This is a genomic window from Streptomyces sp. CB00316, from assembly GCF_001905595.1.
Classification (GTDB): Bacteria; Actinomycetota; Actinomycetes; order Streptomycetales; family Streptomycetaceae; genus Streptomyces.
In genome coordinates, this window is sequence record NZ_LIXI01000005.1 from 75,766 (window position 1) to 98,717 (window position 22,952).

The following is a 22,952-nucleotide window of genomic DNA, read 5'->3' on the forward strand; positions in this document are numbered from 1 at the left end:
GCCGCAGGCGGTGGAGGGGCTAGCCGCGTGGTAGACGCACGACACTGTGGGCCCTGACGCGTGTATGTGTTGAGAAGTGTAGTGGTGCGGAGGGCCCTCTACTGCGCCCCGGTGGAAGGATCACCCGCACGAGGGTGGACGTGGTGTACACCCGTACGGAACCACGGCTTCCGCGACCGGCTCGCACCCGGTCTCCGCAGTGACACGGGGGTGCGAGGCGGGGTGATACGGAGCGGGGCGGGCCCGTCGGACCCGCCCCGCTCCCCCGAGGCCTAGGCCTCTTCGTCGTTCACCCAGCTCATGAGCTTGCGCAGCTCACGGCCGGTGGTCTCCAGCAGGTGGTCGCTGTCGGCCTTCTTGTACTCGTTGTACTTGGGCAGACCGTTGTGGTACTCGGCCATCCAGGCGTTGGCGAAGGTGCCGTCCTGGATCTCGGTGAGGACCTTCTTCATCTCGGCCTTGGTGGCGTCGGTGATGATCCGCGGGCCGGTGACGTAGTCGCCCCACTCGGCGGTCTCCGAGATGGACCAGCGCATCTTCTCCAGGCCGCCCTCGTACATGAGGTCGACGATGAGCTTCAGCTCGTGCAGGCACTCGAAGTACGCGATCTCGGGCTGGTAGCCCGCCTCGGTCAGCGTCTCGAAACCGGCCTTGACCAGGGCGGCGGTGCCCCCGCAGAGGACGGCCTGCTCACCGAAGAGGTCGGTCTCGGTCTCCTCGGTGAAGGTGGTCTTGATGACACCGGCCCGCGTGCCGCCGATGCCCTTGGCGTACGACAGGGCCAGCTCCAGGCCCTTGCCCGAGGCGTCCTGCTCGACGGCCACGATGCACGGGACGCCGCGGCCCTCCTCGTACTGGCGGCGGACCAGGTGGCCGGGGCCCTTCGGGGCGACCATGCAGACGTCGACGCCTGCCGGCGGCTTGATGAAGCCGAACCGGATGTTCAGGCCGTGACCGAAGAACAGCGCGTCGCCGTCCTTGAGGTTGTCCTTGACGGACTCCTCGTAGACCTGGGCCTGGATCGGGTCCGGGACGAGGATCATGATGACGTCGGCCTCGGCGGCGGCCTCGGACGGGGTCACCACGCGCAGGCCCTGCTCCTCGGCCTTGGCCTTGGACTTCGAGCCCTCGTGCAGACCGACGCGGACGTCGACGCCGGAGTCACGGAGCGACAGCGCGTGGGCGTGGCCCTGGCTGCCGTAACCGAGAACCGCGACCTTGCGGCCCTGGATGATGGACAGGTCGGCATCGTCGTCGTAGAACAGCTCGGCCACTGGGTCTTCTCCTTGGTGTGCAGGTGTTGCGTCCCACCGTACGGCGGGGGCGTCGTGTACGTGATCGGGTCTCGCCATGCGAGCGGCGCGGGCGCCGCCCCGCTGCCGGTCAGGCGGAGCGGTCGAGGGCGCGCAGGGAGCGGTCGGTGATCGAGCGCGCGCCACGCCCTATGGCGATGGTGCCGGACTGGACGAGCTCCTTGATGCCGTACTGCTCCAGCATCTTGAGCATCGCCTCCAGCTTGTCGGCCCCTCCGGTCGCCTCGATCGTGACGGCCTCCGGGGAGACGTCGACGGTCTTGGCGCGGAACAGCTGGACGATCTCGACGATCTGGGAGCGGGTCTCGCTGTCGGCGCGGACCTTCACCAGGACGAGCTCCCGCTGGATCGCAGCGGACGGCTCGAGTTCGACGATCTTCAGGACGTTGACCAGCTTGTTGAGCTGCTTGGTCACCTGCTCCAGGGGCAGGCCCTCGACATTCACGACGATGGTGATGCGGGAGATGTCGGGGTGCTCGGTGGTACCGACCGCGAGCGAGTCGATGTTGAAGCCGCGTCGGGAGAACAGGGCGGTGATCCGGGCGAGGACACCGGGCTTGTTCTCGACCAGGACGGAGAGCGTGTGCTTTTCGGACATGGGAGTCGTTCTCTCTCTGTCTCTCAGTCGTCTTCGTTGTCGCCGAAGTCGGGGCGGACGCCGCGTGCGGCCTGGACCTCGTCGTTGGAGGTGCCGGCGGCGACCATCGGCCAGACCATGGCGTCCTCGTGGACGATGAAGTCGATCACGACGGGGCGGTCGTTGACGGAGTTGGCCTCTTCGATGACCTTGTCCAGGTCGGCCGGGTCCTCACAGCGGATGGCGTAGCAGCCCATGGCCTCGGACAGCTTGACGAAGTCCGGGACGCGGGTGCCCTTGGCCGGGGCACCGTCGGTGTCCGTGCCGGAGTGCAGCACGGTGTTGGAGTACCGCTGGTTGTAGAAGAGGGTCTGCCACTGGCGGACCATCCCGAGGGCGCCGTTGTTGATGATGGCGACCTTGATCGGGATGTTGTTGAGCGCGCAGGTGGTCAGTTCCTGGTTGGTCATCTGGAAGCAGCCGTCACCGTCGATCGCCCAGACCGTGCGGTCGGGCATGCCGGCCTTGGCGCCCATGGCGGCGGGGACCGCGTACCCCATCGTTCCGGCGCCGCCGCTGTTGAGCCAGGTGGCGGGCTGCTCGTAGTCGATGAAGTGGGAGGCCCACATCTGGTGCTGGCCGACGCCCGCCGCGAAGATCGTGCCCTCGGGGGCGAGCTTGCCGATGCGCTGGATGACCTGCTGCGGGGAGAGGCTGCCGTCCTCGGGCAGGTCGTAGCCGAGAGGATAGGTGTCGCGCCAGCGGTTGAGGTCCTTCCACCATGCGGTGTAGTCGCCGGTGTTGCCGTCCGTGTGCTCGGCCTGGACGGCCTGGACCAGGTCGGCCAGGACCTCGCGGGCGTCGCCCACGATGGGCACGTCGGCGGTGCGGTTCTTGCCGATCTCGGCCGGGTCGATGTCGGCGTGGACGATCTTGGCGTACGGGGCGAAGCTGTCCAGCTTGCCGGTGACGCGGTCGTCGAAGCGGGCTCCGAGGGCGACGATCAGGTCGGCCTTCTGCAGCGCGGTGACGGCGGTGACCGCACCGTGCATGCCCGGCATTCCCACGTGCAGCGGGTGGCTGTCGGGGAAGGCGCCGAGCGCCATCAGGGTGGTGGTGACGGGCGCTCCGGTCAGCTCCGCGAGGACCTTCAGCTCGGCGGTGGCACCGGCCTTGAGGACGCCGCCGCCGACGTAGAGCACGGGGCGCTTGGACTGGGTGATCAGCTTGGCCGCCTCGCGGATCTGCTTGGCGTGCGGCTTGGTGACGGGCCGGTAGCCGGGCAGGTCCTGGGTGGGCGGCCAGCTGAAGGTGGTCTGCGCCTGGAGGGCGTCCTTGGCGATGTCGACGAGGACGGGGCCCGGGCGGCCGGTGGAGGCGATGTGGAAGGCCTCGGCGATGGTGTGCGGGATGTCCTCGGCCTTGGTGACCAGGAAGTTGTGCTTGGTGATCGGCATCGTGATGCCGCAGATGTCGGCTTCCTGGAAGGCGTCGGTACCGATGGCCTTGGAGGCGACCTGTCCGGTGATCGCGACGAGCGGCACGGAGTCCATGTGCGCGTCGGCGATCGGGGTGACCAGGTTGGTGGCGCCGGGGCCGGAGGTGGCCATGCAGACGCCGACCTTGCCGGTGGCCTGCGCGTATCCGGTGGCGGCGTGGCCGGCGCCCTGCTCGTGGCGGACCAGGACGTGGCGGACCCGGGTGGAGTCCATCATCGGGTCGTAGGCGGGGAGGATCGCGCCGCCGGGAATGCCGAATACCGTGTCGGCGCCGACTTCCTCGAGAGAACGGATGAGGGACTGCGCGCCCGTGACGTGCTCAACGGTGACGGACGGCTGTCCGCCGTTACGGGCGCGCGGCTGCGGGTGGTGGGCCCCGGTGGCCTGCTCGGTCATCGGCATTCTCTTCTCGAAGCTGAGGGTTTTCGCGGGTGGTTTTTCGCGGATGTTTTGCAGCGATTTGAGAGGTGTCAGTGCAACAAAAAACCCCTCGTGCCGTGAGGCAAGCGAGGGGAGCGCGCCGGGTGCGGTCCGCAGAGTGTCGTGGAGTGACTCTGCTTCAGCCGACGCGCTTTCCAAGTACGAGAATTCGGGTGCGCATGGCATTGACCCTCTCTCCGGCACGCATGACGTGTCAAGTGGGTGGGACGGGCGTCTCAGCATGTGATCCGGTGAGCAGTGGGAGCGAGCCTCCCGCCATCACCGTACGGGGGCCGGGGACGCCCGGCACGGGGAACTGGCCGCGCACCAGGGCGCGTCGCAGCCGGTACTCGTCCAGCGGGCCGGAGAAGGCCATCCCCCGGCCGTGGGTGCACCCCATGGCGCGGAGCGCGAGGACCTGCTCGGGGACGTCGACCCCGTCGGCGACGGACTGGAGGCCGAGGTCGCAGGCGATCCGGAGCAGCCCACTGGTGATCTTGTGCAGTCTGGCCGATTCCACCACCCCCTCGACCAGGTTCCGGTCGAGTTTCAGCACGTCGATGGGGAGGCGGCGCAGCGCGTTGATCGCGGCGAATCCGCTGCCGAAGCCGTCGAGGGCGATCCGGACGCCGAGGCGCCGCAGGGCCACCAGACGCCGCTCCAGCTCGTCGAAGGAGACCCGGGGGTCGCTGTCGGCCAGCTCGATCATCAGCGCCCCCGACGGCAGCCCGTGGCGGGTCAGCAGCGCCTCGACGGAGCCGAAGGGCAGGGCCTTGTCGAGCAACCGGGTGGCGGAGAGGCGTACGGAGACGGCGACGGGGTGTCCGGCCCTGGCCCGGTCGGCGGCCTGTCTCACGGCCTCCTCCAGGAGCCAGCGGCCGAGCTCGGCGGTGCGGTCGTCGTCGCCGGTGACCCGGAGGAACTCGGCGGGGGTGAAGAGGATGCCCTGGGCGGAGCGCCAGCGGGCCTGCGCGGCCACGGCGGCGACGGAGCCGCTGGCGAGGTGGACGACCGGCTGGTGCAGCAGGGCGAACTCGCCCTCACGCAGGGCGGTGCGCAGCCGGGTGGCCAGCTCGGAGCGGCGTACGACGTCGGCCTGCATCTGCGGGGCGTACAGCTCGACCCGGTCCTTGCCGCCGGCCTTGGCGCGGTACATCGCGAGGTCCGCGTTGCGCATGAGGTCGGTGGGGGTGATCCCGGGCTCGGCGAAGGCGACGCCGATGGAGGCGGCCACCCGGACCTCGCTGGGGCCGATCCGGTAGGGCTGGGAGAGGGTGAGGCGGAGCCGGTCGGCGATCTCGTGGACCTGGTACTCCCGGGCTCCCTGGTCGCGGGTGCCGTCGCCCGTGATGAGCGCGGCGAACTCGTCGCCGCCGAGGCGGGCCGCGGTGTCACCGGCCCGGACGGACTCCTGGAGGCGGCGGGCGGCCTGGATGAGCAGCTCGTCGCCCGCCTGGTGGCCGATGGTGTCGTTGACCGCCTTGAAGCCGTCGAGGTCGATGAAGAGCACGGCGGTGCCCAAGTCGCCGGCCCGGCGGCCGGTGAGCGCCTGGCGGACCCGGGAGGTGAACAGGGCGCGGTTCGGCAGGTCGGTGAGTGGGTCGTGCTCGGCGTTGTGCTGCAACTGTGCCTGGAGCCTGACCCGTTCGGTGACGTCCCGGCTGTTGAGGAGGAGCCCGCCCTGGTGCCGGTTGACGGTGGACTCGGCATGGAGCCAGTCGCCGGTGCCGGAGCGGAAGCGGCACTCGATGCGGGTGGCGGGCTCCTCGTGGGGCGGGGCGGCCAGGAAGCGCCGCACCTCGTGGACGACGCGACCGAGGTCGTCGGGGTGGATGATCGAGGAGAGCTCGGAGCCGACGAGATCCTCGGCGTCGCGCCCGTAGACCCCGGCGGCCGCGGGGCTGACGTACCGCAGGGTGCCGCTGGGGGCGGCGATCATGATGACGTCGCTGGAGCCCTGCACCAGGGAGCGGAAGTGGTTCTCCTTCTGGGCCAGCTCCTGGGTGAGGGAGATGTTGTCGAGGAGCATGATCCCCTGCCGGACGACCAGGGCGAGGACGACCGTGCAGCCGGTGAGGACGACGACCCGGTCCACCCGGCGGCCCTCGACCACGGTGTACAGGATGCCCAGGGTGCAGACCGCCGCGGCGAGATACGGGGTCAGCGCGGCCAGCGACCCGGCGATCGGGCGGCTGGTGGTGCGCGGCGGCCCGGGGCGGCCACTGCAGGGAACCCGGCGCCCCGCCCCCCAGGGGGCGTAGGCCAGGAGCAGCGAACCGGCGAACCAGCCGGCGTCGAGCAGCTGGCCCGAGTGGTAGGTGGAGCGCAGCAGCGGTGAGGTGAACACCGCGTCGCACAGGACGGTCAGCGCCAGGGCGGCGATCGCGGTGTTGACCGCGGAGCGGTTGCCCCCCGAGCGGCGGAAGTGCAGCGCGAGCACCATGGAGACGAGCACGATGTCCAGCAGCGGATAGGCCAGCGAGAGCGCAGCCGGGCCCACACTGGCCTCCTGGACGCCCGCCATGTGCGCGGCGTGCGCGAGGGCGAGGCTCCAGGCGAGGGTCAGCAGGGAGCCGCCGATCAGCCAGGCGTCCAGGGCCAGACAGACCCAGCCGGCCCGGGTGACGGGGCGCTTGGCGAGCACGAGCAGTCCCACGATGGCGGGCGGCGCGAAGCAGAGGAAGAAGGCGTCGGCCGCCGACGGGGTGGGCACGGGGACGCCGAGCACCACCTCGTACCACCCCCAGACGGCGTTGCCGCAGGCCGCCATGAGGGAGGAGAGCGAGAAGAGCAGCCAGGCGGGCCGCAGCCGCCCGGCGCTCACCCGGGCGTAGAGGAAGCAGGAGACGGCGGCGACCAGCGCCGCCGCGGCGAGGCCGAAGTCCCCCATGAAGCGGGCCAGTTGCGGCGAGCCCCAGCCGACGGCCGCTCCGACCGAGTATCCGGCGCAGATGGCGCCGAGCAGGATCCGGGCCCGCAGCCCCGTGGAGCCCGCGGCGGCGGAACGCGGCGAGAGCCAGGCCCCCAGGACGCTCACCGGATCGCTCCCCGTCCCGGCCCCGGGCGCCGGCCCGGAGTGAAATCCGGCCACTCGCGGGCGCCTTGTCCGGGCAGCGGCGATGGCCGCCGCAGCCGGCTCGGCCACCTCGGATCATCTCTCCATGGCCAGCACATCGCCCGTCGCCCCCTCGCGTTCCGATGCTCCCCCCGCGCCGCCCCTGCCGCGGCGCGCCCCTCCGGTCCGGACGATACACCAGATTCGTCACTCAGGGCCATAGTTTCTCTACGCTCCGTGACGAAGCACGAGGTGGGCGGCACTGTGCGCACGCGGATCACGCCTCGGCGTGACCGCCCCGGGCCATCAGCCCGTGGTGCTGACGACGTTGATGAGCGGCTCCCCCGCGGCGAACCGGGTGAGCTGCGTGGCCAGCAGCCGCTTGGCGCGCGGTTCGAACGCCGAGGTGCTGCCGCCCACATGAGGCGTGATCAAGACATTCGGAGCATGCCAGAGAGGATGGCCGGCCGGCAGCGGTTCCGGGTCGGTGACGTCGAGTGCCGCCCGCAGCCGTCCTGATTCCAGCTCGGCCAGCAGGGCCTTGGTGTCCACGACTCCGCCCCGGGCGACGTTGACGAGGAGGGCCCCGTCCGGCATCGCGGCGAGGAAGTCGGCGTCCACGAGCCCTCGTGTGGAGGGGTTCAGCGGGGTGGAGAGCACGACGACGTCGGCCTCGGGCAGCAGGGCCGGGAGGTCGTCGAGCGTGTGTACGGGGCCGCGCTCGGTGGTCCGGGCGGAGCGCGCGACGCGCGCGACCCGCGCGCACTCGAAGGGCGCGAGCCGGTCCTCGATGGCCGCGCCGATGGAGCCGTACCCGACGATGAGGACGGACTTGTCGGCGAGCGCCGGGAAGAAGCCGGACCGCCACTCCTCGTTGACCTGGCCGTGGACGAACCCGGGGATGTCGCGCAGGGATGCCAGGATCAGGGCGAGGGTCAGCTCCGCCGTGGACGCCTCGTGCACCCCCTTGGCGTTGCAGAGGCGTACGCCGGCGTGCAGCAGGCCGAGCCCGGGCTCCACGTGGTCGATGCCCGCGGAGAGCGTCTGCACGACCTGGACGGCGCTCATGGCGCCCATCGGCCGGATGGCGACCTCTGAACCCTTCAGGTAGGGGACGACGTAGTACACGCAGTCCGCGGGGTCGCCGGGGTACTCCGGGCCCCCGTCCCAGAAGAGGTAGTCGAGGCCCTCGGGGAGGCCGTCGATCTCCTCGGCCGGAAAGGGCAGCCATACATCGGCACGCGTCGCGCCGGCGGTCGTCTCAGTCATGGTCAGGAGGCTATGCGACGGGTGTGCGAGTGCTCCATGACGGCTGATCGAAGTCGCGACCGGGCCAGAGGTTACTTTGGGGTGCGGTACGGCCCCGTGACCGCGGGAACGAGGGAGGGTTCGGGGAGTTGGAGCGCAGGACTATCGGGGCGTCGGGGCGCGCCGTGGGCGCGGTCGGTCTGGGCTGTATGCCGATGAGCTGGGGTTACAGCGCGTCGCAGCAGCGAGGTGACCGTTCGGTGCGCACGGTGCACGCGGCACTCGACGCCGGTGTCCGGCTGCTCGACACCGCGGACATGTACGGGCCGTTCACCAATGAGCTCCTGGTGGGGCGAGCACTGAAGGGGCGCCGCTCCGAGGCGTTCCTCTCCACCAAGTGCGGGCTCCTGGTGGGCGATCAGCACATCGTCGCCAACGGCCGCCCCGGTTACGTACGACGGGCCTGCGACGCCTCGCTGCGAAGGCTCCAGACCGACGTGATCGACCTCTACCAGTTGCACCGGGCCGACCCGGAGGTGCCGGTGGAGGAGACGTGGGGCGCGATGGCGGAGCTGGTGACCGCGGGCAAGGTGCGTTCGCTGGGGCTGTGCGCGGTGGGGGCGCGCGCCCCGCGCCGGTCGGGCGCCGGGCCGCATGCGGGAACGATCCGGCAACTGGAGCGGATCCAGCAGGTCTTCCCGGTCAGCGCCGTCGAGGCGGAGCTGTCGGTGTGGTCACCGGAGGCGCTGGAGGAGCTGCTGCCCTGGTGTGCGGCGCGCGGGGTCGGGGTACTCGCCGCGATGCCGCTGGGCAGCGGCTATCTGACCGGGACGCTGAAGCCGGGCCAGGGGTTCGAGCCCGAGGACCTGCGGGCCCGGCACCCCCGGTTCACGGCCGAGATGATGGCGGCGAACCAGCCGGTGGTGGCCGGTCTGCGGCGGATCGCGGAGCGGCGCGGGGCGAGCGTGGCCCAGGTGGCGCTGGCGTGGGTGCTGCGGCAGGGGCCGCACGTGGTGGCGGTGCCGGGGGCGAAGCAGGAGCGGTGGGCGGTGGAGAACGCGCGGGCCGCGGAGGTGGAGCTGGACGAGGCCGACCTGGCGGAGATCGCCGGGCTGCCCCGGGCGCGCGGGTCGTGGGACTGAGGCCGCGCGCCCGGCGGGAGGTGGCGGGAGAATGGGCCGCACCGGGAACTTCGGGCGGGGCCGCGAGGTAAGAACAAGTAGCAGGCAGTACAGGCAGAGGATTCAGGCAGCCGTCGAAAGGATCGGTCCAGTGCGCGGTGCTGTGTTCGGATCAGTACAGTCCCCCGCGGTGCGCAGGGGGGTGGTGGCCGCGCTGGCGACGGCCTCGCTGGTCCTGTCCGCCGCGTGCTCCGCGGGCGGGAAGGAAGGCACGTCCGGTACGGGCGCCGCCTCGCCGACCGCCTCGCGGAGCTCCGGCTCCCCGTCGCCGGGCGCGTCGGCCGACCTGCCGCCCGCCAAGGGCTCGGCGAAGATCGTCTCCATACTGACCGAAGGGCTGAAGTCGCCCTGGGGGCTGACCGCGCTGCCGGGCGGTGACCTGCTGGTCGCCTCGCGCGACGAGGGGACGATCCACCGCGTCGACGGCGAGAGCGGGAAGCAGACGCTGCTGGGCTCGGTGCCCGGGGTCTCCCCGGCGGGCGAGGGTGGTCTGCTGGGGCTCGCGGTCCCCTCGACGTTCGCCGCGGACGGGTGGGTGTACGCGTACTTCACCACCACCTCCGACAACCGCATCGTACGGATGAGTTACGACGAGAAGCGCCCGGCCGGGCAGCAGCTCGGCGCGCCGGACACCATCCTGCGCGGCATCCCCAAGGGGAACATCCACAACGGCGGCCGGATCGCGTTCGGTCCGGACAGGATGCTGTACGCGGGCACCGGCGAGACCGGGGACACCGGGCTCGCGCAGGACAAGGAGTCGCTGGCGGGCAAGATCCTGCGGATGACCCCGGACGGGGAGCCGGTGCACGGCAACCCGGAGGCGGACTCGGTGGTGTATTCGTACGGCCACCGCAATGTCCAGGGGCTCGCCTGGGACGCGCAGAAGCGGCTGTGGGCGGCCGAGTTCGGCCAGAACACCTGGGACGAGCTCAATCTGATCGAGCCCGGCGGCAACTACGGGTGGCCCGAGGTGGAGGGGCGGGAGGGCGAGGACGGGTTCATCGACCCGGTCGCCCAGTGGAAGACCTCCGAGGCCTCGCCCAGCGGTATCGCGTACGCGGAGGGCTCGATCTGGATGGCGGGGCTGCGGGGCGAGCGGCTCTGGCGCATCCCGCTCTCCGGTGACGCGGACGCGGAACCATTGGCCGACCCCCAGTCGTTCCTGGACGAGAAGCACGGCCGGCTGCGCACCGTGGTGAGCGCGGGCGGCGACCGGCTCTGGCTGGTCACCAGCAACACGGACGGCCGGGGCGAGCCGAAGCCCGGGGACGACAGGATCCTGCTGGTCGAAGTGGGGTAGGCGGACACCCCTGGCACCACCCGCGCACCATGTTCGGAGGGAGCACGACCGTGTTCAATTTCTTCGAGGAGCTCTTCGCCCCGGGGCGCAAGCACGGCGCCGACGAGCAGAAGAGGCTGGAGCTGAGCCGGGTGGACGTCGCCGCCGGCGATCCGGGCCGCGGCCCGATAGACCTCACCTCCGGCAAGGTGACGGTCCGGGCGCCGGAGGCGGAGCCCGACGGTGGCGGCGAGCCGGCCCCGCGCCACGTGCGGGAGGCGCCGCTGGAGCAGGACGCCGTGCTCGCCCCGCGCACCCGCCTGGTCACGGAGCCGGTGGGCGGTCGGGAGGCACGGGGCGACGGGGACGACGGTCACGACGGGCCACCCGAGCGCTGATGAGCGAGGTTCACGGAGTCGGGTAGAGGCGCAGGCGGTGGGCCAGGGCCGCCGCCTCGCCGCGGGTGGACACGCCGAGCTTGGCCCGTGGTGTGCCAGGCGTCCCCGTAGACCTCGGAGATCTGCTGGGCCGCACTGGAGCCGCCGGCGGTCTGGATCTGGCCCATCAGGGTCTCACGCTCGGCGGCGACCCGGCCGGACCAGGCGCCGGTGAGGGCGACGATGCCGAGGGCGGCGGAGACGACGGCCGTGGCGCCCGCGCCGACGCCGTGGCAGGCCTCGGTGAAGGGGTCGGGCTCCAGGTCGTCGTCCTCGGCATCGTCGGTGTCCTCCGCCGGTGCGGCGGTCGCGGTGGTGTCCTCCGTCACGACGGCGTCGGTGGTGCTTTGCTCGGGGTCGTCGGCGGGCGTGGCCGTCTTGGAGAGGTCGGTCGTCCTGGAGGGGGTGGTGTTCATGTGCCGCACGCTAGAGGTCCCGGATGAGAACCCTCTTGACGCCCGGGGGGAGACCCCTCGTGACGTCCCGGGTGAGAAGCCTTTTGACTCCGGTGCTCCCCGCCGGTGCGGGCCCGCCATTCCGGGGCCAGCACGGACCAGATCTCCGAGTCGTGGCGTACGCCCCGGTAGAGGTAGTTCTGCCGCAGCACCCCGTCGCGGGTCATGCCGAGCCGTTTGGCCACCGCGATGGAGCGGGTGTTGGCGGCGGAGGCGTCCCACTCGACGCGGTGCATGCCGCGCTCGTACACCGCCCAGTCGATCAGCCGCTCGGCGGCGCGGGTGATCAGGCCCCGGCCCTGGGCCGCGGGCTCCAGCCAGACGCCGATCTCGCAGTTGCCCGACTGCGCGTCGAAGATCCGGAACAGGACCCCGCCGACGAGGGTGCCGTCCAGCCAGATGCCGTAGAGGCGTCCGGTGTCCGCCGCCTGCTTGTCCGCGTACCGCTGGAGCAGGGCGCGCGCCGAGTCCAGGTCGGTGGCGGCGGCGGCGAACGGGATCCACGGGTCGACCAGCTCGCGGGCCCGGTCCATGTGGGTGAGGAACTCCTCGGCCTGCCAGACCTCCAGCGGGCGCAGCTCCGCGCGGTGCTCTCCCCGGTCCTCTCCCGGGCCGTCACCCAGGGATATGGCGAACATCGTGCTCCTCCTCTGCCGACGCGACGCCCTCCTCCGTGACGCGCGCCCCCGGGATCTTCGCATGACCCACCGCACAGTCGGGCGGTTCGATGCTGATCCGGGGCAGTCGGCGGTCCAGCCAGCCCGGCAGCCACCAGTTGGCGCCGCCGAGCATGTGCATCAGGGCGGGCACCAGGAGGGTGCGCAGGACGAAGGCGTCCAGGGCGACGGCGGTGGCGAGCGCGATGCCGAACATGGCGATCACCCGGTCGCCGCTGAGCACGAAGGCGAGGAAGACGGAGATCATGATCACGGCGGCGGAGTTGATCACCCGGCTGGTCTCGGCGAGGCCGACCCGGACGGAGCGCCGGTTGTCGCCGGTCTCCAGCCACTCCTCGTACATCCGGCCGACCAGGAAGACCTGGTAGTCCATGGAGAGGCCGAAGAGGACCGAGACCATGATCACGGGGAGGAAGGGTTCGATGGGCCCGGCGCTGCCGAGGCCCAGCAGCTCACTCCCCCAGCCCCACTGGAAGACGGCGACGACGACGCCGAAGGAGGAGGCGACGGCGGCCACGTTCATGACCGCGGCCTTGACCGGGATACCGATGGAGCGGAAGGCGAGCAGGAGGAGCAGGCAGCCGAGGCCGATGACGACCCCGACGAAGAGGGGCAGCTTGCCGACGATGATCTCGGCGAAGTCGTCGTAGCTCGCCGTCACCCCGCCGACGTACGTCTCCAGCGAGCTCGTGTCCTTCACCGGCGGCAGCACGTCCTCCCGGATGCGGTCGACCAGCTCGCTGGTCTCCTGCGACTGGGGCGCCGAGGTGGGGACGACGGTGAGGAAGGCGGTGTCGCCGCTGCTGTTGTACGTGACCGGGCTGACAGAGGCGACGCCTTCGGTGGTACGCAGCTGCTCGGGCAGTGAGTCCAGGGCGAGCCGGTCGTCGGCCCCGTCGAGCTGGGCGGCGATGGTGAGGGGACCGTTGACGCCGGGGCCGAAGCCGTCGGCGATCAGGTCGTACGCCTGCCGGGTGGTGGCGGTGGCCGGGTTGTTGCCCTGGTCGGAGGTGCCGAGGTGGAGGTCGAGCGCGGGCAGGGCGAGGACGACCATGACGACGGCCGCGATTCCGCCGAGCAGCTTGGGGTGGCGCTCCACGAAGGCGGACCAGCGGGCGGCGAAGCCGGTGGGCAGCTCGGGGCGGGGGCCGTGTTCGGCGAGCTGCCGGCGTTCGCGGCGGCTGAGCGCCCGCATCCCGATGCGGGAGAGCAGGGCGGGCAGCAGGGTGACGGACGCGGCCACCGTGAGGACGACGGTGAGCGAGGCGGCGATGGCGACGCCGTTGAGGAAGCTGAGCCGCAGGATCAGCATGCCGAGCAGGGCGATACAGACGGTGGCCCCGGCGAAGACGACCGCGCGTCCGGTGGTGGTGACGGCGTTCTGGGCCGCCTCGTCGACCGACATCCCGCGCCGGAGTCCTCTGCGGTGCCGGGTGACGATGAACAGCGCGTAGTCGATGCCGACGCCGAGCCCGATGAGCATGCCGAGCATCGGGGCGAAGTCCGCCACGGTCATCACATGGCCGAGCAGGACTATGCCCGCGTAGGCGGTGCCGACGGAGACCAGGGCGGTGGCGATGGGCAGCAGGCTGGCGGCGAGCGAGCCGAAGGCGAGGAAGAGGACCACGGCCGCGACGACCACGCCGATCGCCTCGGCGATATGGGCGGAGGGCGCCTCGGTGAGGGCGACGGCGGTACCGCCCAGTTCGACCTGGAGCCCGTCGGCCTCGGCGGCCTTCGCGGTGTCGACGACAGCCTGGGCCTGGGAGACCGGGATCTCGTCGGCGGGGCGGTCGAAGGTGACCGTGGCGTAGGCGGTGCGGCCGTCCTCGCTGATCTGGCCGGTGCCCTCGGCGCCGTACGGGCCGGTGACCGCGCCGACGCCGGGCAGGGCGTCGATCGCGTTGAGGGTGCGGGTCATCGTCTGTTCGACGTCGGCGGCCCGGACCGTGGAGCCGGTGGTGTGCCAGGCGACGGTGTCGGTGTCGCCGCCGAGGTCGGTGAAGCCGCGCGAGAGGAGCTCGGTCGCCCGGCCGGACTCCGTACCGGGCACCTCGTAGTCGTTGGAGTACGCGGAACCCGCGAACCCCGCCGCGGCGGCGGTGCCGCCGAGGGCGGCGAGCCAGATGAGGACGGCGAGCAGACGGTGCTTGATGCACCAGCGGGCGATGGCGGCCAACGGACGGGCTCCCTGCGGGTTCGTGGACCTTTACTCGCAGATGGATGGATCTGCCGTAAACGTCACATGACCTGAGACCGTCACTCTCTCAGCAGAAAATGATCCTTTGTCCGTTTCGTGGCCATGGTCACAGGGGTTGATCTACTCCCTACATGGGACAGACCGCCCCCTGACCATGGCTGGCGGATGCCTCAGCCGGAGACGCTCGCCCGGCCGTTCTCGATGTGCCCCATGAGCCGCCGCCGGAAGCCGTCCTCCCCGTCGGCCGTGACGGCGAGGTCGTACCAACCGTGGGCGTCGGCCGCCGAGTGCACGACCGTACGGCTGCGGCCCGGCTTGACGGTGACGCGGCGGGTCCAGTCCCGCAGGTCGTCCTCGTCGACATAGCCGAGCGGCCGGACCAGGAAGGTCAGCGGGCGGCGGCCGGTGTTACGCAGGGTGAGATGCACATCGCGGTCGCGGGTGTCGATGCGGGTGGCGACCTCGGCGCCACCCTGGGCCGGCCCGGCGAACTCGCGCCGGAAGCCGTTCGGACCGGTGACCGTGAAGCGGTACGCCTCCCCCGTCAGCGGGACGGTCCAGTCCCCCGAACCGCGTACGTCCTTGTGGAGCGGGGCCGCGAACTCACCGGCGTACGGATAGAGCGTGAAGTGCGCCGAGGACCTGCCGCTGTTCGCCAGCTCCACCCGCAGCGTGCCGTCGGCTCCTCGCCTGGCCTGGGCGTCCGGCTGGTAGGGCAGCGGGCGCGCCGGGCGGGCGCCGGGCTCCTGCTCGGGGAGGTGCTGGACGGACGGCGGCCTCGGCTGCCAGCGGCCGCTGAGCGGCGGGATCGCCCCGGGCACCTGGACGGCGGGCTGCCGCCGGGGCCGGGTGAAGTCGAAGGCGGAGGTGAGGTCGCCGGTGACGCGGCGCCGCCAGTCGCCGATGTTGGGCTCCTTCACCCCGGTCCAGCGCTCCAGGAAGCGGATCACGGAGGTGTGGTCGAAGACCTCGGAGCAGACGTACCCGCCGACGGTCCACGGCGAGACGACGAGCAGCGGCACCCGGATGCCGAGCCCGGTCGGGCGGCCCTCCCACTGCTCGTCGGTCACCTCGGGGGGTGCGACGGGCGGCGGTACGTGGTCGAAGAAGCCGTCGTTCTCGTCGTAGTTGATCAGCACGGCGGTGTGGCGCCAGACGTCCGGGTGCTGGCCCAGGGCGTCCAGGATCTTGTAGACGATGGTGGCGCTGTGCACCGGCGAGGAGACGCTCGGATGCTCGGAGTCGATCGCCGAGGGCACCAGGTAGGAGACCTCCGGCAGCGTCCCGGCCGCCACGTCCTTGGCGAACTCGTCGGCCAGGGTGCCCGTGGGAACCCGGCGCAGCCCCCGCTCGAACAGGCTCCGCTCCTGCTTGGTGAGGGTCGCGACCCCCTCCTCCAGCAGCCCGAGCAGCCGGGTGCGCTCGGCCTCGGAGGCGCCGCGGACCTTGGCGTAGAAGGCTTCCATGTACGTGGGCCCGCCGGCCTTGGCCAGCGCCTTGCGGGCGATGGCCTTGAAGGTGGCGTAGAACTCGATCTGGTTGTCGGTGAAGTTCTCCCACTCCGTGTACGTCCGCCAGCTCCGCCCCGCCTTCTCCAGCCGCTCGGCGTAGGTGGACCACTCGTAACCCGGGTGACTGCCCTCGCTGTACGCGTCGTTGCCGACGGCCCGCTTCCCGTTCGGCTCGAAGCCGGTCTTGCCGCTCCAGAGGTGGTTGCGGTTGGGGCTGGTGGAGGTGTGGATCGAGGAGTGGTAGGCGTCGCAGACCGTGAAGGTGTCGGCCAGCTCGTAGTGGAGCGGGATGTCCCGGCGGTCGTAATACGCCATGGTGGCCGCGGTCTTCGCGCTGATCCAGCCGTTCATCCAGCCGCCGCCCCAGGCCTTCGCGCCGCCGTTCCAGGAGTGGTCGAGGGCGCCGATGTACTGGAGGTCCTTCTTCTGCTCCTCGGCCGCCCCGCGCACGGGGAACGGCAGGACGGTGGCGCCGGAGGGGCCGGGCTGCTCGAAGACGCTCCCGCCGGTGGGCAGCTCGATGGCGTTGCGGTCGCCGAAGCCGCGTACGCCGCGCAGGGAGCCGAAGTAGTGATCGAAGGAACGGTTCTCCTGCATGAGGATCACCACGTGCTTGATGGCTCCGAGCCCTCCGCCCCCGGACCCCGCGTGGGCGGGCTGCGCGGCGATGGCTGCCTGGAGCGACGGCGGCAGGAACGATCCGGCCGCGGCGGCGCCGAGCGCGCCCCCGCCGAGGGCGAAGAGCCGCCGCCGTGACATGTCCGTGGTCAAAAGAGCCTCCCGATTTCGGTGGTCACAGCCGGGAAGCTAGTCAGGTCAGGTGGCGGCGGGAAGGACTGCGCACGGCCCGGTGGTGAACGTCCAAGACGTCGGACGAGAAGTCCAACCGGCGGTACGGGAACCCCCCGGGAGCCCGCCTCCGGCAGGCCCCGGGGGCGTATGACGGCGAAGGCGAGGACGCCCAGGAGGAGAGCGAAGGAGACGAGCTCGGCGGTGACGGTGTTCAGGGGGTGCTCTCAGGCGGGGTCGGGCGGGGTGGACCGGGAGACGCTCTCGGGCGGGGCGGGGCGGGGCAGGGCGGGGGCGCCGCCGGGCGGGCTCGACCGGCAGGCTTTCGGACGCGGGGCGCGACCGTGACCGTGGGTACGGGCACAGGCGCCTGCGCGGCCCCTGCCGCACGGCTGAAGCGGCGGTGCGCCCGTCGTGAACACGGGTGCACCGCCCCCTCAGGACGTGATCGGCCGGGATCAGCCCTCGACGCCGAGCTTCTCCAGGATCAGCTCGCGCACGCGCGCCGCGTCCGCCTGGCCGCGGGTGGCCTTCATGACCGCGCCGACGAGCGCGCCCGCCGCCGCGACCTTGCCGCCGCGGATCTTGTCCGCGATGGCCGCGTTGGCCGCGATGGCCTCGTCCACGGCCGTGGACAGCGCGCCCTCGTCCGAGACGACCTTCAGGCCGCGCTTCTCGACGACGGTGTCCGGGTCGCCCTCGCCCGCGAGGACACCCTCGATGACCTGGCGGGCCAGCTTGTCGTTGAGGTCGCCCTTGGCGACGAGCGCGGCCACCCGGGCGACCTGCTCCGGGGTGATCGGCAGCTCGTCCAGACCGCGGCCGGTCTCGTTGGCGTTACGGGCCAGCTCGCCCATCCACCACTTGCGTGCCTGGTCCGACGGGGCGCCCGCCTCGATCGTGGCGACGATCAGGTCGACCGCGCCCGCGTTGAGGATGGACTGCATGTCGTGCTCGGAGACACCCCACTCCTCCTTGAGCCGGGCGCGCCGCAGCCGGGGCAGCTCGGGGAGGCCCTTGCGGAGCTCCTCGACCCAGTCGCGGGCGGGTGCCACGGGCACCAGGTCCGGCTCGGGGAAGTAGCGGTAGTCCTCGGCGTTGTCCTTGATGCGGCCGGCCGTGGTGGAGCCGTCCTCCTCGTGGAAGTGCCGGGTCTCCTGCACGATCGTGCCGCCCGAGGACAGCACGGCGGCGTGCCGCTGGATCTCGAAGCGCGCGGCGCGCTCGACCGAACGCAGCGAGTTCACGTTCTTCGTCTCGGAGCGCGTACCGAACGCCTCGCGGCCGTGCGGGCGCAGCGACAGGTTCACGTCGCAGCGCATCTGGCCCATCTCCATGCGCGCCTCGGAGACGCCGAGGGCCTTGATCAGCTCGCGGAGCTCGGCGACGTACGCCTTGGCGACCTCGGGAGCGCGGGATCCGGCTCCCTCGATCGGCTTGGTGACGATCTCGATGAGCGGGATGCCGGCCCGGTTGTAGTCGAGCAGGGAGTGGGACGCGCCGTGGATACGGCCGGTGGCGCCGCCGACATGCGTCGACTTGCCGGTGTCCTCCTCCATGTGGGCGCGCTCGATCTGCACCCGGAAGATCTCCCCGTCCTCCAGTTGGACGTCCAGATAGCCGTCGAAGGCGATCGGCTCGTCGTACTGGGAGGTCTGGAAGTTCTTCGGCATGTCCGGATAGAAGTAGTTCTTCCGGGCGAAGCGGCACCACTCGGCGATCTCGCAGTTGAGCGCGAGGCCGATCTTGATGGCCGATTCCACACCGATCTCGTTGACGACCGGCAGCGCGCCGGGCAGCCCGAGGCAGACCGGACAGGTCTGGGAGTTGGCGTCCTGCTTCAGCTCCGTGGAGCAGCCGCAGAACATCTTGGTCTTCGTTCCGAGTTCGACATGGACTTCGAGGCCCATGACGGGGTCGTAGGACGCGAGCGCGTCCTCGTACGACACCAGGTCGGTGACAGTCACGGTGAAACTTTCCCTCTCAGCCCAGCAGGACGTCGTCGTCGCCGAGACGCTTCAGTTCGCGATAGAGGATCGCGAGTCCGGTGACGATGGCGGCCGCGGAGACGGCCGCATCGACGAGGCGCAGCACGTCGTGGTCGTTGCGGGCGAGCTTCGCCTGCTTGGCGACGGTGATCGCGCCGAACGCGGTACTGCCGAGCGAGATGTAGAGCCCGGTCTTGGACTTCTTGAAGTTACTGGCCTTCTTTGCCATGGCACTCACAGCGACGGAGCCTCCTCGAGCAGCGGGTGCCCCCACTTTTCCACGAAGGCGGCCTCGACGGCGGCTCCGACCTTGTAGAGCCGGTCGTCCTTCATGGCGGGGGCGATGATCTGCAGTCCGACCGGCAGACCGTCCTCCGGGGCCAGGCCGCAGGGGAGCGACATGGCCGAGTTGCCTGCCAGGTTGGTGGGGATGGTGCACAGGTCCGCGAGGTACATCGCCATCGGGTCGTCGGCGCGCTCGCCGATCGGGAAGGCGGTGGTCGGGGTCGTCGGGGAGACGATCACGTCGACCTGCTCGAAGGCCTTCTCGAAGTCCTGGGTGATGAGGGTGCGGACCTTCTGGGCCGAGCCGTAGTACGCGTCGTAGTAGCCGGAGCTGAGCGCGTACGTGCCCAGGATGATGCGCCGCTTGACCTCGTCGCCGAAGCCGGCCTCGCGGGTGAGCGCGGTGACCTCCTCGGCCGACTTCGTGCCGTCGTCACCGACCCGCAGGCCGTAGCGCATGGCGTCGAAGCGGGCCAGGTTGGAGGAGCACTCGGAGGGCGCGATCAGGTAGTACGCGGAGAGCGCCAGGTCGAAGGACGGGCAGTCCAGCTCGACGACGTCCGCGCCGAGCGACTTCAGCAGCTCGACCGACTCGTCGAAGCGCTGGAGGACACCGGCCTGGTAGCCCTCGCCGCGGAACTGCTTGACGACACCGACGCGCATGCCCTGGACGGAGCCGTTGCGGGCGGCCTCGACGACCAGCGGGACCGGGGCGTCGATGGAGGTCGAGTCCAGCGGGTCGTGCCCGGCGATGGCCTCGTGCAGCAGGGCCGCGTCCAGGACCGTACGGGCGCAGGGCCCGCCCTGGTCGAGGGAGGACGAGAAGGCGACCATGCCGTAGCGGGAGACGCCGCCGTAGGTGGGCTTGACGCCGACCGTGCCGGTGACGGCGGCGGGCTGGCGGATGGAGCCGCCGGTGTCCGTGCCGATGGCGAGCGGGGCCTCGTAGGAGGCGAGGGCGGCGGAGGAGCCGCCGCCGGAGCCACCGGGGATGCGGGTGAGGTCCCACGGGTTGCCGGTGGGGCCGTAGGCGCTGTTCTCGGTGGAGGACCCCATGGCGAACTCGTCCATGTTGGTCTTGCCGAGGATGACGACGTCGGCGGCGCGCAGCTTCCGCGTGAGCGTGGCGTCGTACGGCGGGACCCAGCCCTCGAGGATCTTGGAACCGACGGTGGTCGGCATGTCCTTGGTGGTGAAGATGTCCTTCAGCGCGAGCGGGACGCCGGCCAGCGGGCCGAGCTTCTCGCCCGCCTCGCGCTTGGCGTCCACGGCACGGGCCTGGGCGAGGGCGCCCTCGCGGTCGATGTGCAGGAAGGCGTGGACCTTCTCGTCGACCGCGTCGATCCGGGCCAGGTGGGCCTCGGTGACCTCGACCGCCGTGAGCTCGCCGGAGGCGATCTTCGCGGCGATCTCGGCCGCGGTGAGCTTGATGATGGTGCTGTTGTCCGTCATGGCGGTTAGTCCTCCCCCAGGATCTGCGGCACCTTGAAACGCTGCTGCTCCTGGGCCGGGGCGCCGGAGAGCGCCTGCGCGGGGGTGAGCGACGGACGGACCTCGTCCGCGCGCATGACGTTGGTCAGCGGCAGCGGGTGGGAGGTCGGCGGTACGTCTTGGTCGGCGACCTCGGAGACGCGGGCGACCGCGCCGATGATGTCGTCGAGCTGACCGGCGAAGTGATCGAGCTCTTCGCCCTTCAGCTCCAGACGCGCCAGCCGGGCGAGGTGGGCGACCTCCTCGCGCGTGATGCCAGGCATGCAGCGATCCTCAGGGGTTGGTGTGTGGTTTTGGCCCCAATCCTATGGGGTCCGCCCGGGCCGGGTACCCCACCCCGATCGGCCCACCCCTTTTGCCCGGCCCGGGGCCGTGCCTCAGGTCGTCGCCGGGCCCGAGACCGTACGTCCCTGGGGATGCTGCTCGGCGTCCGGCTTGCCGTTCGCCGCGGCGGCCGCCGCCTGGGCCTCCAGCTCCGCGGGGCGGCGCCAGCCGTGGAGGCCGCGCGCCCATAGCCAGGCCGTCGTCTCCTGGGGCGGCATCGCGGCCGCCACCAGCCAGCCCTGCACCGCGTCGCACCGCAGGTCCCGGAGCCGTTCCCAGGTCTCGTCGTCCTCGACGCCCTCGGCGACGACGACCAGGCCGAGCGAGTGGGCCAGGTCGATCGTGCAGCGGACGATCTCCGCGTCCTCGTGGTCGACGGCGAGCCGGGCCACGAAGGACCGGTCGATCTTCAGCTCGCTCACCGGCAGCCTGCGCAGGTGGACGAGGGAGGAGTAGCCGGTGCCGAAGTCGTCCAGCGACATCTTCACGCCGTGCGCCGTCAGCCCGGCCAGGGTGTCGGCGGCCCGCTGCGGGTCCTCCAGCAGCACATGCTCGGTGATCTCCAGCTGGAGCGCCGAGGCCGGGACGCCGTGCCGGGCGAGGCGGGCGGCGACCCCGCCCGCGAAGCCGGGGGTGTGCACGTCGCGCGGGGAGACGTTGACCGCGACCGGCACGAACAGGCCCTGGGCCCGCCACCGGGCGACCTGCGCCAGCGCCGTCTCCAGGACGTACTCGGTGAGATGGGGCATCAGCCCCGAGGACTCCGCGATGGCGATGAACTCGTCCGGGGGGACCCGGCCGCGCTCCGGGTGCACCCAGCGCACCAGCGCCTCCAGGCCGGCCACCTGCCCGTCGAAGCGGACCTTGGGCTGGTAGTGCAGCTCGACGTCGCCCGCGTCCAGCGCCCGGCGCAGATCGCCCAGGAGCCCGAGCCTGTCGGGGGTGTTGCTGTCCCGCTTCGACTCGTAGACCTCCACGCCCGTCCGGTCGCGCTTGGCCTGGTACATCGCGACGTCCGCGCGGCGCAGCAGCCCCTCGGCGTCCAGCGCGTGGTCCGGGTAGACGGCCACCCCCGCGCTGGCCTCCAGCACGAGGACCAGCCCGTCCAGGTCGAGCGGTGAGGACAGCTCGGCGACCAGGTGGCGGGCGACCCGCTGGGCGCTGGTGGTCGAGTCGGCCTGCGGCAGGAGTACGGCGAACTCGTCGCCGCCGAGTCGGGCCGCCTCCGCCCCGGCCGGCAGGGCCAGGCGCAGGCGTTCCGCTATCTGGAGCAGCAGCCGGTCACCGGCGAGGTGGCCGAGGGTGTCGTTGACCGCGCGGAAGCGGTCCAGGTCGATCAGGACCAGCGCCGACCTGGTGCCCACGCTCTCGGCGTCCTCCAGCGCCGACCAGGTCCGCTCCAGCAGCCACTGGCGGTTGGGCAGCCCGGTCAGCGGGTCGCGCAGCTGCTCCTCGGCGCGGGCGCGGGCGATCCAGAGCGTGGAGTCCAGGGCGATCAGCGGGACCGCGAAGAGCGGCAGCACGACGGGCATGGACATCGCGACGACGCAGATCAGCGGGGCGAGGCCGAGCAGGGCCACGGCGACGAGCCCCTGGCGCAGCAGGGCGGTGCGGGCGATGGTCGGCAGCCCGCCGTTCTGGGGCGCCCCGGCGTACCACAGCAGGACCCGGGTGACGAGCAGATACGTCGACGCCGTCAGGAGCAGTTCGGGTACGGCGGCGATGCCCCAGTCGAGTGGCAGCCAGGGCCTCTCCACCGTCGGCACCTCGCCGAAGGCGGCCAGCACGAGCGCCGCCGCCGCGATGCCGAGGATGTCCACCGCGCCGTGCAGGAGCCCCTGCCACCAGCGGTGTCTGCGGGCGCTCCCGACGAGGACCACGACGACCAGGCTGACCAGACCCGCGGGCAGCCAGCCGTAGAGCAGCAGCACGGCCAGGGTGAGGGCGGCTCCGGAGCCGGTCCCGCCCCACCAGCGGTCGCGGCCGAGCGCGACCAGGTGGCCGACGATGATCCCGGTGAGCACGGCGATCGACCAGCCCACGGTGCCGTCCGGGAAGAGGGCGTGGCCGTCCTGCACGGTCCGGTAGAAACCGGTCGCCAGCACTAACGCGGCGATCCCGATGGCGGCGGCGCCCACGGGGGACGTGAGGCCGACGAAACCATGCAGCCGCGACACCGGGGCGGCGCTCTCGGTCGGTTTCATTCCGTCCCTCTCACAGCCG

17 protein-coding genes are annotated in these 22,952 nt (G+C 71.5%); 3 read left to right on the plus strand and 14 right to left on the minus strand.

Annotated elements, in window-relative coordinates; genetic code table 11:
- Nucleotides 1-272: 272 nt before the first annotated feature.
- The 5 genes from ilvC to AMK21_RS15015 all read right to left on the minus strand — a co-directional run bounded on the left by ilvC (nt 273) and on the right by AMK21_RS15015 (nt 8,133).
- Complete coding sequence (gene ilvC, locus AMK21_RS14995; RefSeq protein ID WP_073878074.1) at nt 273-1,274, minus strand: ketol-acid reductoisomerase; 1,002 nt, start codon at nt 1,272-1,274, stop codon at nt 273-275.
- Nucleotides 1,275-1,383: 109 nt separating this feature from the next.
- Nucleotides 1,384-1,911, minus strand: a complete 528-nt coding sequence (gene ilvN, locus AMK21_RS15000; RefSeq protein ID WP_006127785.1) for an acetolactate synthase small subunit — start codon at nt 1,909-1,911, stop codon at nt 1,384-1,386.
- Between the two features lie 23 nt (nt 1,912-1,934).
- Complete coding sequence (locus tag AMK21_RS15005; protein WP_073878076.1) at nt 1,935-3,791, minus strand: acetolactate synthase large subunit; 1,857 nt, start codon at nt 3,789-3,791, stop codon at nt 1,935-1,937.
- Nucleotides 3,792-4,023: 232 nt separating this feature from the next.
- Entirely contained in the window at nt 4,024-6,846 is a 2,823-nt protein-coding gene (locus AMK21_RS15010) for a putative bifunctional diguanylate cyclase/phosphodiesterase (RefSeq protein ID WP_073878078.1), read from the minus strand.
- A gap of 324 nt (nt 6,847-7,170) precedes the next feature.
- A complete protein-coding gene (locus AMK21_RS15015) occupies nt 7,171-8,133 on the minus strand; it encodes a 2-hydroxyacid dehydrogenase (RefSeq protein ID WP_073878080.1) in 963 nt (320 codons plus the stop codon).
- Nucleotides 8,134-8,297: 164 nt separating this feature from the next.
- Between AMK21_RS15015 and AMK21_RS15020 the strand changes: the two genes are divergently transcribed.
- The 3 genes from AMK21_RS15020 (at nt 8,298) to AMK21_RS15030 (ending at nt 10,970) form a co-directional block, all read left to right on the plus strand.
- A complete protein-coding gene (locus AMK21_RS15020; protein ID WP_079181168.1) occupies nt 8,298-9,254 on the plus strand; it encodes an aldo/keto reductase in 957 nt (318 codons plus the stop codon).
- 130 nt (nt 9,255-9,384) lie between these two features.
- Complete coding sequence (locus AMK21_RS15025) at nt 9,385-10,593, plus strand: PQQ-dependent sugar dehydrogenase (RefSeq protein ID WP_073878084.1); 1,209 nt, start codon at nt 9,385-9,387, stop codon at nt 10,591-10,593.
- Between the two features lie 50 nt (nt 10,594-10,643).
- A complete protein-coding gene (locus AMK21_RS15030) occupies nt 10,644-10,970 on the plus strand; it encodes a DUF6191 domain-containing protein (protein WP_073878092.1) in 327 nt (108 codons plus the stop codon).
- On the opposite strand, the gene AMK21_RS15035 is transcribed toward AMK21_RS15030, so the two are convergent.
- From AMK21_RS15035 to AMK21_RS15080, 9 genes are all read right to left on the minus strand, one after another.
- On the minus strand, nt 10,946-11,425 hold the full coding sequence (locus tag AMK21_RS15035; protein WP_234421949.1) for a hypothetical protein: 480 nt from the start codon (nt 11,423-11,425) through the stop codon (nt 10,946-10,948). The genes AMK21_RS15030 and AMK21_RS15035 overlap by 25 nt on opposite strands.
- Nucleotides 11,422-12,102, minus strand: a complete 681-nt coding sequence (locus AMK21_RS15040) for a GNAT family N-acetyltransferase (protein WP_420712509.1) — start codon at nt 12,100-12,102, stop codon at nt 11,422-11,424. The genes AMK21_RS15035 and AMK21_RS15040 overlap by 4 nt, the downstream gene beginning before the upstream one ends.
- The gene (locus tag AMK21_RS15045) at nt 12,080-14,320 is read right to left on the minus strand and encodes an MMPL family transporter (protein ID WP_073878094.1); all 2,241 of its coding nucleotides are present in this window, start codon (nt 14,318-14,320) and stop codon (nt 12,080-12,082) included. Before AMK21_RS15045 ends, AMK21_RS15040 begins: the two co-directional genes overlap by 23 nt.
- 191 nt (nt 14,321-14,511) lie before the next feature.
- Nucleotides 14,512-16,623, minus strand: coding sequence for a phosphocholine-specific phospholipase C (locus AMK21_RS15050; protein ID WP_073878096.1), 2,112 nt, complete (start codon nt 16,621-16,623; stop codon nt 14,512-14,514).
- A gap of 476 nt (nt 16,624-17,099) precedes the next feature.
- The gene (gatB, locus tag AMK21_RS15060; protein ID WP_073878099.1) at nt 17,100-18,608 is read right to left on the minus strand and encodes an Asp-tRNA(Asn)/Glu-tRNA(Gln) amidotransferase subunit GatB; all 1,509 of its coding nucleotides are present in this window, start codon (nt 18,606-18,608) and stop codon (nt 17,100-17,102) included.
- Between the two features lie 16 nt (nt 18,609-18,624).
- On the minus strand, nt 18,625-18,858 hold the full coding sequence (locus AMK21_RS15065; RefSeq protein WP_073878101.1) for a hypothetical protein: 234 nt from the start codon (nt 18,856-18,858) through the stop codon (nt 18,625-18,627).
- Between the two features lie 5 nt (nt 18,859-18,863).
- Nucleotides 18,864-20,366 carry an Asp-tRNA(Asn)/Glu-tRNA(Gln) amidotransferase subunit GatA gene (gatA, locus tag AMK21_RS15070; RefSeq protein WP_073878103.1) on the minus strand — a complete coding sequence of 501 codons (1,503 nt, stop codon included), beginning with the start codon at nt 20,364-20,366 and terminating at the stop codon, nt 18,864-18,866.
- A gap of 5 nt (nt 20,367-20,371) precedes the next feature.
- Nucleotides 20,372-20,668, minus strand: a complete 297-nt coding sequence (gene gatC / locus AMK21_RS15075; RefSeq protein ID WP_003966094.1) for an Asp-tRNA(Asn)/Glu-tRNA(Gln) amidotransferase subunit GatC — start codon at nt 20,666-20,668, stop codon at nt 20,372-20,374.
- A gap of 114 nt (nt 20,669-20,782) precedes the next feature.
- Nucleotides 20,783-22,933, minus strand: a complete 2,151-nt coding sequence (locus AMK21_RS15080) for a putative bifunctional diguanylate cyclase/phosphodiesterase (RefSeq protein WP_073878105.1) — start codon at nt 22,931-22,933, stop codon at nt 20,783-20,785.
- Nucleotides 22,934-22,952: the final 19 nt, after the last annotated feature.